Annotated in this window: 17 protein-coding genes; 11 read left to right on the plus strand and 6 right to left on the minus strand. The window is 71.0% G+C overall.

Going from position 1 to position 16,067, the window contains the following annotated elements; genetic code table 11:
• Nucleotides 1-5: 5 nt before the first annotated feature.
• Nucleotides 6-1,235, minus strand: coding sequence for a lectin (locus ABD355_RS17255; RefSeq protein ID WP_344401276.1), 1,230 nt, complete (start codon nt 1,233-1,235; stop codon nt 6-8).
• A gap of 138 nt (nt 1,236-1,373) precedes the next feature.
• Nucleotides 1,374-2,042 carry a VanZ family protein gene (locus ABD355_RS17260; RefSeq protein WP_425585758.1) on the minus strand — a complete coding sequence of 223 codons (669 nt, stop codon included), beginning with the start codon at nt 2,040-2,042 and terminating at the stop codon, nt 1,374-1,376.
• Nucleotides 2,043-2,291: 249 nt separating this feature from the next.
• Between ABD355_RS17260 and ABD355_RS17265 the strand changes: the two genes are divergently transcribed.
• Genes ABD355_RS17265 through ABD355_RS17290 form a run of 6 tightly spaced genes read left to right on the plus strand, consistent with a single transcriptional unit; the run spans nt 2,292 to nt 6,035 of the window.
• Nucleotides 2,292-2,474, plus strand: a complete 183-nt coding sequence (locus ABD355_RS17265) for a hypothetical protein (RefSeq protein WP_344401277.1) — start codon at nt 2,292-2,294, stop codon at nt 2,472-2,474.
• Nucleotides 2,471-2,923: an MrpF/PhaF family protein gene (locus ABD355_RS17270; RefSeq protein ID WP_344401278.1), complete on the plus strand. Its 453-nt coding sequence runs from the start codon at nt 2,471-2,473 to the stop codon at nt 2,921-2,923. Before ABD355_RS17265 ends, ABD355_RS17270 begins: the two co-directional genes overlap by 4 nt.
• Nucleotides 2,916-3,176 (plus strand): Na(+)/H(+) antiporter subunit B, encoded by a 261-nt coding sequence (locus tag ABD355_RS17275; protein WP_344401279.1) that lies wholly within the window; start codon nt 2,916-2,918, stop codon nt 3,174-3,176. Before ABD355_RS17270 ends, ABD355_RS17275 begins: the two co-directional genes overlap by 8 nt.
• On the plus strand, nt 3,173-3,913 hold the full coding sequence (locus ABD355_RS17280; RefSeq protein ID WP_344401280.1) for an MnhB domain-containing protein: 741 nt from the start codon (nt 3,173-3,175) through the stop codon (nt 3,911-3,913). Before ABD355_RS17275 ends, ABD355_RS17280 begins: the two co-directional genes overlap by 4 nt.
• Before the next feature lie 8 nt (nt 3,914-3,921).
• Nucleotides 3,922-4,269 (plus strand): sodium:proton antiporter, encoded by a 348-nt coding sequence (locus ABD355_RS17285; protein WP_030937593.1) that lies wholly within the window; start codon nt 3,922-3,924, stop codon nt 4,267-4,269.
• A complete protein-coding gene (locus tag ABD355_RS17290; RefSeq protein WP_344401281.1) occupies nt 4,269-6,035 on the plus strand; it encodes a complex I subunit 5 family protein in 1,767 nt (588 codons plus the stop codon). The genes ABD355_RS17285 and ABD355_RS17290 overlap by 1 nt, the downstream gene beginning before the upstream one ends.
• Here the strand turns inward: ABD355_RS17290 and ABD355_RS17295 are convergent, their stop codons facing one another.
• Complete coding sequence (locus tag ABD355_RS17295) at nt 6,036-6,698, minus strand: DUF4230 domain-containing protein (RefSeq protein WP_344401282.1); 663 nt, start codon at nt 6,696-6,698, stop codon at nt 6,036-6,038.
• Nucleotides 6,699-6,841: 143 nt separating this feature from the next.
• Here ABD355_RS17295 and ABD355_RS17300 point away from each other — a divergent pair, with 143 nt between their 5' ends.
• Nucleotides 6,842-8,032, plus strand: coding sequence for a cytochrome P450 (locus ABD355_RS17300; RefSeq protein WP_344401283.1), 1,191 nt, complete (start codon nt 6,842-6,844; stop codon nt 8,030-8,032).
• A gap of 118 nt (nt 8,033-8,150) precedes the next feature.
• On the opposite strand, the gene otr(A) is transcribed toward ABD355_RS17300, so the two are convergent.
• Nucleotides 8,151-10,007 carry a tetracycline resistance ribosomal protection protein Otr(A) gene (gene otr(A), locus ABD355_RS17305; protein WP_344401284.1) on the minus strand — a complete coding sequence of 619 codons (1,857 nt, stop codon included), beginning with the start codon at nt 10,005-10,007 and terminating at the stop codon, nt 8,151-8,153.
• A 194-nt stretch (nt 10,008-10,201) separates the two neighbouring features.
• Here otr(A) and ABD355_RS17310 point away from each other — a divergent pair, with 194 nt between their 5' ends.
• Both ABD355_RS17310 and tuf read left to right on the plus strand, forming a co-directional pair.
• On the plus strand, nt 10,202-11,155 hold the full coding sequence (locus ABD355_RS17310; protein ID WP_344401285.1) for a ribose-phosphate diphosphokinase: 954 nt from the start codon (nt 10,202-10,204) through the stop codon (nt 11,153-11,155).
• A gap of 54 nt (nt 11,156-11,209) precedes the next feature.
• Nucleotides 11,210-12,403, plus strand: a complete 1,194-nt coding sequence (gene tuf / locus ABD355_RS17315) for an elongation factor Tu (protein WP_344401286.1) — start codon at nt 11,210-11,212, stop codon at nt 12,401-12,403.
• A 6-nt stretch (nt 12,404-12,409) separates the two neighbouring features.
• Here the strand turns inward: tuf and ABD355_RS17320 are convergent, their stop codons facing one another.
• Nucleotides 12,410-12,790 (minus strand): anti-sigma factor antagonist, encoded by a 381-nt coding sequence (locus tag ABD355_RS17320; RefSeq protein WP_344401287.1) that lies wholly within the window; start codon nt 12,788-12,790, stop codon nt 12,410-12,412.
• Nucleotides 12,791-12,913: 123 nt separating this feature from the next.
• Nucleotides 12,914-13,351 (minus strand): MarR family winged helix-turn-helix transcriptional regulator, encoded by a 438-nt coding sequence (locus ABD355_RS17325; protein WP_344401288.1) that lies wholly within the window; start codon nt 13,349-13,351, stop codon nt 12,914-12,916.
• 103 nt (nt 13,352-13,454) lie between these two features.
• On the opposite strand from ABD355_RS17325, the gene ABD355_RS17330 reads away from it, so the two are divergent.
• Nucleotides 13,455-14,909: an aldehyde dehydrogenase family protein gene (locus tag ABD355_RS17330; RefSeq protein WP_344401289.1), complete on the plus strand. Its 1,455-nt coding sequence runs from the start codon at nt 13,455-13,457 to the stop codon at nt 14,907-14,909.
• 50 nt (nt 14,910-14,959) lie between these two features.
• Complete coding sequence (locus tag ABD355_RS17335) at nt 14,960-16,066, plus strand: NAD(P)-dependent alcohol dehydrogenase (RefSeq protein ID WP_344401290.1); 1,107 nt, start codon at nt 14,960-14,962, stop codon at nt 16,064-16,066.
• Nucleotide 16,067: the final 1 nt, after the last annotated feature.

Consider the following 16,067-nt stretch of genomic DNA (forward strand, 5'->3'; position numbering starts at 1 on the left):
CCGGCTCAGCCGACCGTCCACTTCTGGTTGGCGCCGCCCGAGCAGGTCCAGATCTGCAGCCGGGTGCCGTTGGCCGAGTTGTTCCCGGTCACGTCGAGGCATTTGTCCGCCTGCGGATCGACGATGTCGTGCGCCCCGGTGACCGTCCACGTCTGGTTCGGGCCGCCCGTGCAGTCCCACAACTGGACGGTCGAGCCGTCCGCGGTGCCGTTGCCGGTGACGTCCAGGCACTTGTCGAGCGCGCGCAGGGTGCCGTCGGAACCCACCGTCCACTGCTGGGCGGCGGTGCCGTTGCAGTCGTAGAGCTGCACGGGGGTGCCGTTGGCGGAGTTCGCCCCGGCGACGTCCACGCACTTTCCGGCCAGTCCCCTGATCGCCGCTCCGGTGGCCGAGTCGCCGGTCGTGACCGACACCGAGTCCACCACCAGCTGCTGTGGGAAGGCCGTTGAGCCGTCCGGGTCTCCGGGCCAGTAGCCGCCCACCGCCAGGTTCAGGATCAGGAAGAACGGCTTGTTGAACACCCAGGTCCTGCCGCCCAGATCGGCGGGTGTGCGCCGCTGGTAGACGGTGCCGTCCACGGACCAGGTGATCGAGTCGGGTGCCCAGTCGACGGCGAAGGTGTGGAAGGCGTCCGCGAAGGCCTGCCCGTTCGGCAGGGAGTAGGCGGCGCCTATGCCGCCCGAGCCGGAGTAGCCGGGTCCGTGGATGGTGCCGTGCACGGTGGACGGTTCGTAGCCGACGTTCTCCATGACGTCGATCTCCCCCGAGTCCGGCCAGTTGACCGGCGTGCCGAGCATCCAGAAGGCGGGCCACATGCCCTGCCCCCGCGGGATCTTCATGCGCGCCTCGACGTGCCCGTACTGGGCGTTGAACCTCCCCGAGGTGTTCAGCCGCGCCGAGGTGTACTGGCAGGTTCCGTACCAGCACTGGTAGTTGCCCGGGTTCTCGCGCCGCGCCGTGATCACCAGATGGCCCTGTCCGTCCAGGGCCGCGTTCGCGGTGCCCGGGGTGTAGTACTGCCGCTCGTGGTTGTTGACGTTGTCCCCCGTCTCGGTCTGCCACTTCGAGGAGTCGACCGCGGCTCCGGCCGGCCCGTCGAAAGTGTCGGAGAACGCCACCGTGGCGGCGGTGGCCCCGGGCTGATCCGCCTGCGCCGCACCGGTCGCGGCGGATGCGACCAGTACGGCGGACAGGGCGGCGAACAGACATCTGCGCAGCAGGCGTGGGGAGGCCACGGGACTTCCTTCCGTACGGCGGCCGGGCGCAGGGAGGCGTTCGGCCGCGGTGGGGGATGAAGGCGTCGCCTCTTGATTTAAGGAGTGAGGTAAGGGGGCGTCAATACTTTGGTACGGACCAGGAGTTGAGCGGTGGCGCTATGCGTCCTTCGTTCGCTTCGCCGCCCGTCGCGGCAGCCGCTCCCGCGCGTGCACGGCCCGGCCCAGTCGCCGCCCCAGCAGGACGTAACCCACCAGTGCACCGGTCGTGTTGAGGATGACGTCGTCGATGTCGAAGGCCCGCCCTTCGACCAGTGCTCCCTGGGCGAACTCCACCAGCAGCATCACCACCGCGGTCAGCGCCAGCACCCGCAACAACCCGCGCGCCCGCGGTGCGACGACCGGCACCAGGACGCCGAACGGGACGCCCAGCAGTACATTGCCGCCGATTTGCTTCACGGCGTCCCGGAACGCCGGCTGGTCCAGATAGAGCCGCAGAGTGGTTCCCGGATGCAAGTTCGTGTGGGCCATCGACGCCGAGGCGGGAGAGGGTTCCAGGGTCAATCGGGCCAGCACCGCGGCGAAGGCCACCATGAACCCGAAGGCGCACAGCATCGCCAGCAGCCGGATCGGCAAGGGCATGACATGGCGCTCACGAGGAGCCGGCTGTGCCTTGCTCCCGGTTTTCGCGGACTTCTTCGCCTTCGCCGGCTCGCTTCCCTTCTCCGGCTTCTTCCACTTCAAGTACTTCTTCGGCCTCTCGGGCGTGCCGGTCTTGGTCGTACGCAGGCGCAACGCTGAACGTGCTCGTAAGGCTGCACGGGCCATCAGGTCCTCCAGTCTTCAACTTCCCTGCGTTGTAAGGCGGTTACCCGCTCGGCGGCCGAGAATGCCGCCGCGCGGCCGGCGCGGCCCGGATGCCCTCGCGGTTTCCCTTCCTGCCGTAGGGGCACTCCGGCGGTGGAAGCCAGCGCGCCGCCACCCGGTGCGCCCGCCGCGATGTTTGGATGCCGCGGGACGGACGTACCGGACATCCCGCCCGTGACGGTGTGCGAACAGAGCCCGAGGAGGTGGCGCATGACCCCGCGAACGGTCCTGTTCACCGTGGCCGAACTGCTGGGCTGGTGGATCGCGCTCGGCCCGCTGTGGCTGGTCCTCATCAGCACCGTCGACACCCTGGAACTCGTCGTCGGCGCGAGCTGCGCCTGCGTGGGCGCCTTCGCGGCCCGCGGCGCACGACGGGCGGTGAGCGCGACGTGAACGGCTGGACGCTTGCCGCCGCGGTCGGTCTCGCCGGCGGACTGGGCACCGCCCTGTGGGGCGTGACCACCGGTCCGCTGCGCCGCCGGGTCGTGGCCCAGAACCTGTCCACCGCACTCGCCTGCCCGAGCCTGCTGCTCCTCTCCCAGGCCTACAACCGCCCCTCCTACGTCGACCTCGGCCTCGTCCTGGCCCTGCTCGGCCCTGTCGGCACCCTCGTCTTCGCCCGGCTGCTCGCCGAGGAACTCGCCGAGGACCCGCCGCGCGCCTGGGGCCCCACCCTGACGGTCGCCGGGCTCGGCGCGGCCGCCGTGATCGCCCTGTGCGTCGCCACCGGGCCCGGCCGCGCCATGGTGAAACTGCTGGTCATCGGCGCCCTATTGATCAGCGGCAACATCATCGCCTCGCGGGCCCTGGCCGGCGGATTCCGGGGGGTCCGCGGTGGCTGACGCGGTGATCGTCGTGGCACTGCTGCTGGTCGCGGCCTGCGCGACCGCGGCCGTGGCCACCCGCGACCCCATGCGCCAGGCCCTGGTCCTGTCCCTCCTGGGCATCGTCCTCGCCGCCCTGTTCACCGTGGACCAGGCGCCCGACGTCGGGCTCTCCCAGCTGGCCGTCGGCTCCGCGCTGACACCGCTGCTGTTGATGCTCACCGTCCGCAAGGTCAGGCGGCGCGGACAGGGCAAGGAGCGTGAGCGGTGACCCGGCGCGTCCGCCTGTGGGTGCTGCTCGCGGGCGGCGCGGGCCTGGCCGCCCTGCTCGTCGCCGCCTGCCTGGACCTGCCGCACTTCGGTGGTGACCGCCATCCCTACGGCGACCGCGCCGTGCACGCCTCCCTGGCCCGGCAGACCGCCAACACCGTCTCCTCCGTCAACTTCGACCAGCGCGCCTTCGACACCCTCGGCGAGATGACCATCCTGTTCTCCGCCGTCCTCGGCTGCGTGATGCTGCTGCGCCAGACCCGGGACGAACAGCGGGCCCGCCCCGAACCGGCCGAGGTCGCCCTGCCGGTCCGCCGCTACGCCCTCGTCGTCCTGCCGGTCGCCCTGCTCAGCGGCCTGTACGTCATCGCCCACGGCCAGCTCAGCCCCGGCGGCGGCTTCCAGGGCGGAGTGGTCGCCGCGACCGCCCTGCACCTGCTCTACCTGGGCGCCGACTACGCGGCACTGGAACGCATCAGGCCGATCGGCGCCTACGAGGTCGCCGACGCCCTCGCCGCCTCCGGTTACCTCGTCATGGGCATCGCGGGACTGATCGGAGGCACCGCCTTCCTCGCCAACACGCTGCTGCCGTACGGCACTTTCAACACGCTGTCCTCCGGCGGCACCGTCCCGCTGCTGAACGCGGCCATCGGCATGGAGGTCGCCAGCGCGGTCGTCGTGCTGCTCGCCCGCTTCCTGGACCAGGCCGTCGAGATCGAGGAGGAGAGCGGCACATGAGAGCCGTGATGGATGTACTGCCATATCTGGTCGCCGCCTGGGTCTTCCTGGCCGGCTGCTACGGCCTGGCCACCAGCCGCAACCTGATCCACGCTGTCGGCTGCCTGTCCGTGTGCCAGGCCGGCACCTATGTGCTGCTGCTGTCCGTGGGTTACCGCGACGGCGCCACCGCCCCCGTGTTCTCCGACGTCAAACCCGGTTCCCGGCCGGTCGTCGACCCGGTCGTACAGGCGCTCACCCTCACCGACGTCGTCGTCGGCGCCACCGTCACCGCACTCCTGCTCGCGCTCGTCATGCAGATCGCCAAGCGGCACGGCACCGTCGACCCCGACGAACTCTCCGAGCTGCGCGGCTGATGAACGACCTGCTGCCCCTCGTCGTCGCCGTGCCCCTGCTGGGGGCCGCCCTCCTGGTCGCCGCGGGCCGCCGGCTGCCCCGCGTGGTCGCCGAGACCGTGGGGTGCACCGTCTCCGCCGGCACGGCCGGCCTCGCGATCGTGCTGCTTCTCAACTCCTCGCCGCCCATGACCGAGTGGGTCGGCGGCTGGCAGCCCGTGAACGGCGAGAGCGTCGGCATCGTCCTGACCGGCGACGGGCCCGGCCTCGGCATGGCCGCGCTCGCCTCACTGCTGACGCTGGCCGCACTGGCGTACTCCTGGCACTACTTCGACGAACCGCCCCGCCGCCACGCGGGCTCCTTCCCCGCGCTGATGCTGCTCTTCCAGGGCGGCATGTGCGGCTTCGCCCTCGCCGGCGACCTGTTCAACATGTTCGTCTGGTTCGAGCTGATGAGCGTCGTCGCCTACGCCCTGACCGGCACCCGCGTCGAGGAGGCCAAGGCCGTCCAGGGCGCGCTGACCTTCGCGGTCGTCACCTCGCTCGGCGCGTACGCCATGCTGATGGGCATCGGGCTGCTGTACGCCCGCACCGGCGAACTGGCGATGGCCCAGATCGGACGCGGCCTGGACCGGCACGGCGGGCCCGACGCGCTCGTCCTCGCCGGGTTCGTCCTGGTCCTCACCGGACTGCTGGTCAAGGCGGCCGCCCTGCCCTTCCACTTCTGGCTGCCCGACGCCCACGCCGTCGCACCCACGCCCGTGTGCATGCTGCTGTCGGGCGTGATGGTCGAACTCGGCACGTACGGCGTCTGGCGGGTGTACGGGAGCGTGTTCTCCGGGCCCGGCGGGGTGCCCGCCGAGGCACTGACGCGGGTGCTCGTGGTGCTCGGCGTGCTGACGGCCGTGATCGGCGCCGTCATGTGCTGGTACCAGCGGCACCTCAAACGGCTGCTCGCCTATTCGACGGTGGCCCACACCGGCCTCTTCCTCATCGGGATCGGCGTGCTGACCCCTGAGGCGGACGACGGGGTCGCGCTGTACGTGCTCGGCCACGCCGGTGTGAAGGCCGCCCTGTTCGCCTGCACCGGCGTCCTCCTGGACCGGTACGGCAGCGTCGACGAACACGCCCTGCACGGGCGCGCCCGACGGCTGCGCGGGCTTGCCGTCCTGTACGCCGCGGGGGCCCTCGGCCTCGCCGGGCTGCCCCCGTTCGGCACGGCACTCGGCAAGTCGGTGGCGGAGGAGGCCGTGGGCGGCCCCCTCACTCTCGTGTACGTCGCCGCGAGCGCGGTGACCGCCGGCGCGGTGCTGCGGGTCGCCGCCCGCGTCTTCCTCGGCCTCGGGCCCGCACCGCCCGACCACGGCGAGTACGAGACGACCGGTTCCGGCGAGGAGCCCGAGACCGGCCACCGCGTCAGCCGGGTCCCGGGCCCGATGACGGTCGTCCCGACGGTGCTGCTCGCCACCGCGCTGGCCGTCGGCGCGGTCCCCGGCTTCGCCGGGCTCGTGGCGCACGCAATGAGCGAGGCGGGGTCCGGCGGGGTGGTGGTCTCCACCCCGCAGTGGACCGTACCCGGTGTGCTTCTGGGCCTGGCCTCGACCCTGCTCGCCGTGGGCCTCGCCGCCGTCGCCGTCACCCGCCCCAAGCTGCTCGCCGCCCCGGACTGGGCGCTGCCACTGCGGCGCCTGCAGTCCGGGCACGTCGGGGACTACGTCGCATGGGTGCTGGTCGGGGCCGCCTTGCTCGGCGTGCTGGCCCTGCCAGGGGTGTCGGGGGGCGGCTGATCAGCTGCCGTAGCTGACATGCACCTCCTTGAAACCGAGGGAACGCAGCAGGCCGTCGAGCATGTCCGTGGTGTTGGTCTCGGCCCGCCGGGTCAGACCGCTGTCCTTCGCCGCCTCCCCGATGTGCTTGACCGCGAGCTTCTGCACGGCCTGCTCGCTGTTGGGATTGTCCGAGAACAGGTCGCCGAGCCGGTCGAGGAGACCGCGCTGCTTGGAGACGGCGTAGGAGCGGTCCGGGTCGAGGGCCGGCTTGCCGAGCACCGCGTGCGGCAGCCGGAGCGTGGCGGACGTGCGGTCGCCGTTGACCGTCACGTCGTCCTTGCCGACCTTTCCGAGGTCGACGTACGCGTCGACGGTGCCCGCACCGATGTACAGCGTGCGGGAGCCGCGGATCGCGTCGGGCAGGTACTTGGTGTCCTTTTCCAGGTCGACGACGACCTGGAAGTTGCCGGAGGCGGCGTCGTAACGGCTCATGTCCTGGATGGACTGGAGCAGTGCGGGTCCCGAGCGGTCGTGCGTTTCGGTGCCGAACAGGTCCTTGAGACCAGGGAGCACACTCAGCCGGATCCCGGCGAAGAACACCACGAGCACCAGCACGACGGCGCTCACCGCCTTCGCCCAGCCGGGCATGCGCCTGGACACGCGCCTGATGGGAGTCGTCATGGCGACGGCCCTCCTTCCTACAGTGCGCATGCCCCCCAAAGCCCTTGCCAGACCCGGCCGTTGGCCGAATGGCACCGCTGACGGGGGCAGGCGGGGCGCACTAGCGTGGAGAACTCTCCATACCGGCGCGCCTGGAGTCCCGGATGAGTACACACAGCACGTCCCGGCCCCTCTGTCCCATGCACCGCATCGACCTCCCCGAACCCGGACCGCCCCGTCCCCTCACCCTCGCCACCGGCACCCCGGTGTGGCTGGTGACCCGCTACGCCGACGTACGCCAGGTGCTCATGGACCCCCGGTTCAACAGGAGTTCCCTGCATGCCGAGGACGCGCCGCCGCTGCTCGTCGTACCGAACCTGCTGGACGACCCCAACGGGCTGCTCAACCAGGACGGCGAGGCGCACCAACGCCTGCGCGGCACCGTCCAGCGGGCGTTCACGCCGCGCGCGATCGCCCGCTGGCGGCCCTGGGTGGCCACGGTGGTGGAGGCTCTCCTCGACGACTTCGCCGCGCAGGACCGTCCCGCCGACATCATCGAGGGCTTCACCCGCCCGCTGCCCGTCTCCGTCATCTCCCGGCTGATGGGGCTCGACCACGTCGACCGCGAGCGCATCCGCCACTGGGCCGACCACGCACTCTCCGGCGGCGCGCACACCCGGGAGCAAGTCGTCGCCGCCATGCACGAGTTCGGTGACTTCGCCGCCGACCTGGTCACCCAGCGGCGCAAGACCCCTGGTGACGACCTGGTGAGCGGCCTGGTGGCGGCGGGCGACAGCCTGGACATCGACGAACGACAACTGGTGATGCTGGTGTGCGGGCTGGTGGTCGCGGGCCACGAGACCACCATGACGGCCCTCGGCAACATCGTCGTCTACCTCCTCACCGATCGGCAGGAGGCCTGGCCTGGGCTCGCCGAGGACGAGGAGACGGCGGCCCTCGCGGCCGAACAGCTGCTGCGGGCCGTCCCGCTCAGCGAGGGGCGGGTACTGCCCGGCCTGATCCGCCGCGCCGTCGAGGACACCGAGGTCGGCGGCGTGACGATCCCGGCGGGCAGCGTGGTCGCCGTCCAGACCAACGCCGCCAGCCGCGACCCCGACGTGTTCCCGGCCGGCCCACCGGACCTGTTCACCCCGCTGACCGCCCCCAGCATCGTCTTCGGCGCCGGCCCCCACCACTGCCTGGGCGCCTGGCTGGCCCGCCTCGAACTCGGCCTCGCCCTACACCGCCTCGCGACCCGCTTCCCCGACCTCCGCGCCGAGTTCACATCCGACACGATCGAGTGGCGAAAGGGCCAGATGACACGAAGCCCGAGCCGCCTGCCGGTGTCGTGGTGAACGGCCCTGACCTGCGGCGGGCGCGACCGCGCCCCATAGGGGCGCGGGGAACCGCGCGACCAGCCACAACCGGGGCCGCACACGACCCGACGACCCCTCCTCGCACAGCCCGCGCAGCTCACCGCAGCGCCCGGTCACCCGACGGACGCGACCACCACACCCCCTCGCCCTGCGTGAGCCCCGGCAGCCGTAGCTCGACCTCGCGCACCCGGCGGGCCGGCAGCTCACCGGTGATCAGCCAGGACGAGGAGCCGGCCGTGGTGCCGCTGAACTCCGCTCCACGCGAGGCGAGTTCCGCGGTCACCGGAGCGAGCGCGTCGAACGGGACCTCCGTCTCGAACGCGTGGTACGGCTCGTACAGCCGGGTCCCCGACGCCTCCAGCGCGCGGCGCAGCACGATCGGGGTGAGACCGCGGAAGTCGGCCGCCGTGCTGATCGGCGAGCAGTAGCCGGAGCGGATCAGCGTCACCCGGTAGTCCGTCACCGGCGCCCCGGACAGCCCGGCCAGCATGCTCGTGTGCACCGTGTCCTCGATCGCCTGGTGGAAGGCGCGGGGGAGTGCGCCGAGTTCCGTCTCGTACGTGAACACCCCACCCGAGTCGCGCGGTCCGGGCTCCACGCGCAGCCCGATGGTCGCCCAGTACCGCGTGCCCAGGTGCCACGGCATCTCCGCGCAGGCTTCACCCACCCCCCGCGGCCGCTCAAGGAAGCGCACGCGGCCCGGCTCGAAGTCGGCCTCGACGCCGAAGTCCTGGGCGAGGGTCGCCGCGATCACCTCCATCTGGACCTCGCCGTAGAGGAGCAGCGAGGTGGCTCCCGCGGGCGCCGGACCGGCGTGGATCAACGGGTCCTGGTCGGCGAGGGCGAGGAGCGCCTTGCGCAGGTGCGCCGCCTGCCCGGGTCGGCGGGCACGGACCACGGTCTCCAGCGTCGGGGGCGCGAACTGCGGTGCGCGGTCCGTGAGCTCACCGAGCCGGTCACCCACCCGCACCCCGCCGAGGCCGCCGATCGCCGCGATGTTCCCCGCGGTGAGCGGCTCCTCCCGGCCGATGACCTCGAGGCGGTTGACCCGTCCGGAGACCTCCGTGGTGCGGCCGTCGGCCTCGCGCCGCAGCAGAGTGAGGCGTTGCCGCGGTGTCACCTCGCCGTCGTAGAGCCGCAGATACGCCGTCCGTTCGCCGCCCGGGCCGGGGCGTACCGCGAACACCGTGCCGCGCGGGCCGGCGCCCTCGGCCTGCGGTGCCGGCGGGATCAGCCCGACCATGCCCTCGACGAGCTCGGCGACGCCCTGTCCGCCGAGGGCCGAGCCGAAGAAGACGGGGTGGAAGGAGCCGTCGGCGGTCCGCGCGGCGAGCGCCTTGCGCAGGTCGTCGGGCGTGGGCGCGGGGCCGTCGACGACCGCCGCGAGGACCTCGGGGTCGACCTCGGCGAGCGCCTCGGCCAGCTGCGGATCCCCGGGCGGGCGTACGGTCACGCGGGCGTCGGCGGTGCCGATGCCCGTCACGTCCGAGAGCGGTGCGACGTACGGCGTCAGCCTGCGCCGGATGTCGGCCAGCAGGCCCGTGGACCGGGCGCCCGCACGGTCGACCTTGTTGACGAAGACGAGCGTGGGCAGCCGCAGCCGCCGCAGCGTCCTCATCAGCACCCTCGTCTGCGCCTGCACGCCCTCCACGGCGGACAGCAGCAGCACCGCACCGTCCAGGACCTCCAGGGCGCGCTCGACCTCGGCGATGAAGTCGGAGTGCCCGGGTGTGTCGATGAGGTTGATCTGGGTGTCGCCGACGGTGAACGCGGCGACCGCGGAGCGGATGGTGATGCCGCGCTGCCGCTCGATCGCGCCGTCGTCCGTACGGGTGTCACCGCCGTCGACGCTGCCGAGCCGGTCGATCGCTCCGTGGTCGAACAGCAGCCGCTCGGTGAGGCTGGTCTTACCGGCGTCGACGTGGGCGAGAATGCCGATGTTCAGGGTGTTCATGCGGGGTCGAGTCCTCGAGAACCGTGGGCCGATGGGGGCGCTGGTCGATTCCGAGGAGTCGGCGCATGGGATCTCCTGAGGTGAGGGACTCGGACCGGGACATCATGGCGCGCGGCCGGTGGCGCACCGCAACCCAATTTCCGCGGTCAGTAGCATGAACCCGTCCCCCGGAATGATCACGCGAGGAGCGGATCGTGCGAGACATCTCCGTGTTCAGCGGCAGTGCCCACCCCGACCTGGCCGCGGAGGTCTGTGCGCATCTCGGTGTGCCGCTCAGCCCCACCCGGGTCAGCCGTTTCGCCAACGACTGTCTGGAGGTGCAGCTCCAGGCCAACTGCCGCGAGCGCGACGTCTTCCTGATCCAGCCCCTGGTCCGGCCGGTCCAGGAGCACCTCGTGGAGCTGCTGCTGATGTGCGACGCGGCCCGCGGCGCGTCGGCGGCGCGGATCTCCGTCGTGATGCCGCACTACTCCTACGCCCGCTCCGACAAGAAGGACGCGCCCCGGATCTCCCTGGGCGGCCGGCTCGTCGCGGACCTGATGGTCGCGGCGGGCGCGAGCCGGGTCCTCGCCATGACGCTGCACTCGCCGCAGGTGCACGGCTTCTTCTCGGTACCGGTCGACCATCTGCACGCCCGGCGGGAGCTGGCCGCCTACTTCCGGCAGTACGACCTGTCCCGCACCACCGTCGTCTCGCCGGACCTCGGCAACGCCAAGGAGGCGGCCGCCTTCGCCCGGATGATCGGCGCCCAGGTCGCCGCCGGCGCCAAGCAGCGCTACGCGGACGACCGGGTCTCCATCAGCTCCGTGATCGGCGAGGTCACCGACCGGGACGTCATCGTCCTGGACGACGAGATCGCCAAGGGCAGCACCGTCCTCGAACTCCTCGACCGTTTGCGGGAGTTGGGGCCGCGGTCCATCCGGGTGGCCTGTACGCACGGCCTGTTCGCGGCCGGGGCGCTCAAGCGGATCGGCGAGCAGCCCGACGTACTGGAGATCGTGTGCACCAACACCGTGCCGGTCCCGGAGGAGGAGCGCACCGAGAAGCTGCGGATCCTGTCCATCGCCCCCGCCCTCGCCGAGGCCGTACGACGCATTCACAACGGGGAGTCCGTCAGTGCCCTGTTCGACGCGCCGCGAAGCGAATAGACATGAGGTAGCGAGCAACGCTCGGCATCACAGGGATGCTCAGGAGGGGTTGCAGTGGCGAAGGCGAAGTTCGAGCGGACCAAGCCGCACGTGAACATCGGCACGATCGGTCACATCGACCACGGCAAGACGACGCTCACGGCGGCCATCACCAAGGTGTTGCACGACAGGTTTCCCGACCTGAACCCGTTCACGCCGTTCGACCAGATCGACAAGGCACCCGAGGAGCGGCAGCGCGGTATCACGATCTCGATCGCCCACGTCGAGTACCAGACCGAGCGCCGGCACTACGCGCACGTCGACTGCCCCGGACACGCGGACTACATCAAGAACATGATCACGGGCGCGGCCCAGATGGACGGCGCGATCCTGGTCGTGGCGGCCACGGACGGGCCCATGCCGCAGACCAAGGAGCATGTGCTGCTGGCCCGGCAGGTGGGCGTGCCGTACATCGTCGTCGCCCTCAACAAGACCGACATGGTGGACGACGAGGAGATCCTGGAACTCGTCGAGCTGGAGGTGCGCGAACTGCTCAGTGAGTACGAGTTCCCCGGCGACGACGTCCCGGTCGTCAAGGTCTCCGCCCTGAAGGCCCTGGAGGGCGACGAGCAGTGGACCCAGTCGGTGCTGGACCTGCTGGACGCCGTCGACACGGCGGTGCCCGAGCCGCAGCGGGACGTCGACAAGCCGTTCCTGATGCCGATCGAGGACGTCTTCACCATCACCGGCCGCGGCACCGTCGTCACTGGCCGGATCGAGCGCGGGGTGCTGCACGTCAACAACGAGGTCGAGATCATCGGCATCCACGAGCAGAAGACGAAGACCACCGTCACCGGCATCGAGATGTTCCGCAAGCTGCTCGACGAGGGCCGGGCCGGGGAGAACGTCGGGCTGCTGCTGCGCGGTGTCAAACGCGAGGACGTGGAGCGCGGGCAGGTCGTCATCAAGCCCGGCTCGGTCACCCCGCACACGGAGTTCGAGGGGCAGGCGTACATCCTGTCGAAGGACGAGGGCGGCCGGCACACGCCGTTCTTCGAGAACTACCGCCCGCAGTTCTACTTCCGCACCACGGACGTCACCGGTGTGGTGACCCTGCCCAAGGGCACCGAGATGGTCATGCCGGGCGACAACACCAGCATCCATGTCGTGCTGATCCAGCCCATCGCCATGGAGGAGGGCCTGAAGTTCGCCATCCGTGAGGGCGGCCGGACGGTCGGTGCGGGTCAGGTCACCAAGATCCTCAAGTAGGGAGTTTCACAACGACCCGGACGTGGCCTCGGGCTGTCCCAGGGCCGCGTCCAGGGTCGGGTGTGCGGGCAGCAGCCGGGTCAGTCCGGTGACCCGCATGATGCGCAGGGCGAGCGGGTGCGTGCAGACGAGCCGCAGCTCGCCGTCCTGGTCGAGGACCCGGGCGCGGGCACGGTAGAGCAGGCGTAACCCGGAGCAGTCGAAGAAGTCGACCGGCCGCAGGTCGATCACCAGGCGGACCTCGGGGCGTGCCGTCATCCGGTCCAGAACGGGGGCGATCTCCAGGGCCGCGGCGATGTCGATCTCGCCGTGGAACTCCAGCACCGTATGGCCCCGGTCCTGGTGGACACGCAGATGCCGGGTCGGCGGTGCGGGCTCCTGGTGCACGACGACATCGCCTCCAACCTGCTCCGCCCTGCAAGTTACCCTCGATGGAGTGAATTTGAGCATGTTCGATTGACATATGTCTTCGAATTGCGGTGAAGCACTCCTGTGGTGGGCGTGGCCGGCCTATGACAGTGCGTGCCAGGCCTTGGAGAGCGCCTGGCGCAGCTGCTCGGTCTGGTGCGCCGTGAGATCCCGGACCATCCGCTCCTCCAGCTCCCGCACGGGTGCCGCGACCTGCTCCAGCAGCTCCCGTCCGGCGTCCGTCAGCAGGATCAGCAGTTCGCGTCGATTGCGCGGATTGCGCTCCCGGCGCACCAGCCCTCGGCTCTCCAGGGACCGTACGAGATCGGCGATGGACTGGGCGGTGACGAACGAGTCGCGGGCGAGCTGGGCGGCCGACAGCCCGTCGTGCCGCTCCAGGACGGTGAGCGCGGTGTACTGCAGCGCGGTGATCCCGGACGGCTTGACCAGCTCGTCCAGGTGCGAGCGCACCACCAGCTCCACCTGCTTCACCATGTAGAGCAGGGAAGGGGACGTCTTGGTCGCCTGGGTGTCCAGCATGAGTTCAGCCTAGAGCATTGACAGGAAACCTGTCTGTAATGAAACTGCGAACCAACAGGAATCCTGTTTGTTGAAAACTTGGCAATGAGGCTGAGGAGTGGTGATGACCGCCTTCGAGATCGAACCCGGACGGCTGTTTGTCGGGGGCCAGTGGCGCGAGGCCGCCGACGGAGCGCGCACCGAGGTGGTCGACCCGTCCCGGGGCGCGGTCGTCACCACCGTCGCGGAGGCGGGCGCCGCCGACGTGGACGCGGCCGTGCGCGCCGCCCGGGAGGCCTTCGACGGCGGCGCCTGGTCCGGGCTGAGCGGCCGCGAGCGCGGCCGTGTCCTGCACCGCGTCGCCGAGCTGATCCGTGAGAACGCCGACGAACTCGCCCGTCTGGAGAGCCTCGACGTCGGCAAGCCCATCTCGCTGTGCCACGCCGTCGACATCACCAATGCGGCCAACGACTACGAGCACTTCGCCGCCCTCGCCTACTCCCTGGACGGCGCCGTCCGCGACACCCCGATGAACGCCCTCGCGTACACCAAGCGCGAGCCGATCGGCGTGGTCGCCGCGATCACGCCCTTCAACTTCCCGCTGATCCTGGCCGGTTCGAAGATCGGCCCGGCGCTCGCGGCCGGCAACACCGTCGTGCACAAGCCGGCCGACGAGACTCCGCTCAGCGCCCTGTACATGGCCAAGCTGCTCCAGCAGGCGGGCGTTCCCGACGGCGTCGTCAACGTCGTCACCGGCACCGGCCCGGTCGCCGGCGAGGCCCTGCTGCGCCACCGCGGCGTCGACAAGGTCGCCTTCACCGGCTCCACCGCGATCGGCCGCCATGTGGCGAGCACCGCGGGCGAGGCCCTCAAGCCCGTCACCATGGAACTCGGCGGCAACGCCGCCCACATCGTCTTCGAGGACGCCGACCTGGAGAAGGCCGTCGGCGCGATCATCAAGGCCTTCGTGTTCAACACCGGCCAGTTCTGCATGGGCGGCCCGCGCCTGCTGGTGGCCCGCCCGGTCTACAGCACCCTGCTCGGCATCCTCGCCGAGGCCGTCCCCGGCGTCCCGGTCGGCGACCCGCGCAACCCCGAGACGGTCGTCGGACCGATGGCGGGGGAGAAGCACCTGAAGAAGGTCGAGGAATACGTCGACATCGCCCGCAAGGAGGGCGGCCGCATCGTCTGCGGCGGCGAACGGCTCGACCTCGACGGCGGCTACTACTACAAGCCCACCGTCATCGCGGACCTGTCCAACGACTCCCGCGTCGTCCAGGAGGAGATCTTCGGCCCGGTCCTGACCGTGCAGCCCTTCGACACCGAGGACGAGGCCATCGAGCTCGCCAACTCCACGCCGTACGGCCTGGCTTCGGGCATCCAGACCAGCAACCTCGCCCGCGCCCACCGCATCGCCGACCGCCTCCAGGCCGGCATCGTCTGGATCAACGACTGGGCCATGCTCGACCCCGCGGTGCCCTTCGGCGGCGTCAAGGACTCAGGCTTCGGCCGCGAGTACGGGCCCGAGGCCCTCGCCGCCTACACCAAGGTCAAGTCCGTCGTCGTCTCGCTCGACTGAGCGCGGCCGAACACGCCCGAACACGCCTGAAAGTCAAGGGAGTTCGTACGATGTCCATCACCACCCGCGCCGCTGTCGTCGAGTCCGGCGGTGCGCCCTTCACGCTCGCCGATGTCGAGCTCGACGAGCCCGGGCCCCACGAGGCGGTCGTCCGCATGGTGGCCACCGGCCTGTGCCACACCGACCTCGGGGTCGCGAGCGGCGGTCTGCCCTTCCCGCTGCCGGGCGTGCTCGGCCACGAGGGCGCCGGCGTCGTCGAGGCCGTCGGATCGGCCGTCACGGGCATCGCGCCCGGCGACCACGTCGTGCTGTCCTTCACCTCGTGCGGGGAGTGCCGCAACTGCCACGGCGGCCACCCCGCCTACTGCGCGACCTGGCTGCCGCTGAACCTGATCGGCGGCCGCCGCGCCGACGGCACCTCCACCATCAGCCGGGACGGCGCCCCGCTCGGCGGCCACTTCTTCGGCCAGTCCTCCTTCGCCGAGCGGGCGCTGGTGGACGAGCGCAGCCTCGTCAAGGTCGACACGGACGTACCGCTGGAGTCGATCGCACCGCTGGGCTGCGGTGTGCAGACCGGCGTGGGCGCCGTCTGGAACGTGCTGAAGCCCGTGACGGGCAGTACGATCGTCGTCCTCGGCGCCGGCGCCGTCGGCCTGTCCGCCGTGATGGCCGCCGCCTTCACCCCCGCCACCCGGATCGTCGCCGTCGACAAGGTCGGTGAACGCCTCTTGCTCGCCGAGGAGTTGGGCGCCACCCACACCGTCAACGTCGGCGAGGCCCACCTCGGCGAGGCGCTCGCGGAGATCACCGGCGGCCGGGGCGCCGACGGTGTCGTCGAAACCACCGGCAGCGTCGCCGTGCTGCGCCAGGGCGTCGACGCACTCGCCGCCCGCGGCACCCTGGTCGTCGTAGGGGCGCCGCCCTTCGGCAGCGAAGTCGCCCTGGACGTCAACGGGTTGCTGGGCGGCAAGCAGGTCGTCGGCCTCACCCTGGGCGACGCCGAGACACAGTCGTTCATTCCGTCCCTGGTGCAGCTGGTGAAGGAGGGACGGCTCCCGCTGCACCGCCTGATCAGCACCTATCCGTTCGCGGACATCGACCAGGCGGTGCGGGACATGGGGGCGGGCAAGGCGATCAAGCCCGTGCTGACGTTCTGAC

The sequence above is a fragment of the Streptomyces longisporus genome, assembly GCF_039532765.1.
In the GTDB taxonomy this organism is placed as follows: Bacteria; Actinomycetota; Actinomycetes; order Streptomycetales; family Streptomycetaceae; genus Streptomyces; species Streptomyces longisporus.

Excerpts from the sequence above, each read along its gene's own strand:
- ABD355_RS17335 (WP_344401290.1), top strand. The coding sequence starts at position 14,960 with ATGTCCATCACCACCCGCGCCGCTGTCGTCGAGTCCGGCGGTGCGCCC.
- ABD355_RS17290 (WP_344401281.1), top strand. The coding sequence starts at position 4,269 with ATGAACGACCTGCTGCCCCTCGTCGTCGCCGTGCCCCTGCTGGGGGCC.
- ABD355_RS17300 (WP_344401283.1), top strand. The coding sequence starts at position 6,842 with ATGAGTACACACAGCACGTCCCGGCCCCTCTGTCCCATGCACCGCATC.
- ABD355_RS17260 (WP_425585758.1), bottom strand. The coding sequence starts at position 2,042 with ATGGCCCGTGCAGCCTTACGAGCACGTTCAGCGTTGCGCCTGCGTACG.
- ABD355_RS17265 (WP_344401277.1), top strand. The coding sequence starts at position 2,292 with ATGACCCCGCGAACGGTCCTGTTCACCGTGGCCGAACTGCTGGGCTGG.
- ABD355_RS17295 (WP_344401282.1), bottom strand. The coding sequence starts at position 6,698 with ATGACGACTCCCATCAGGCGCGTGTCCAGGCGCATGCCCGGCTGGGCG.
- ABD355_RS17325 (WP_344401288.1), bottom strand. The coding sequence starts at position 13,351 with ATGCTGGACACCCAGGCGACCAAGACGTCCCCTTCCCTGCTCTACATG.
- ABD355_RS17330 (WP_344401289.1), top strand. The coding sequence starts at position 13,455 with ATGACCGCCTTCGAGATCGAACCCGGACGGCTGTTTGTCGGGGGCCAG.
- ABD355_RS17285 (WP_030937593.1), top strand. The coding sequence starts at position 3,922 with ATGGATGTACTGCCATATCTGGTCGCCGCCTGGGTCTTCCTGGCCGGC.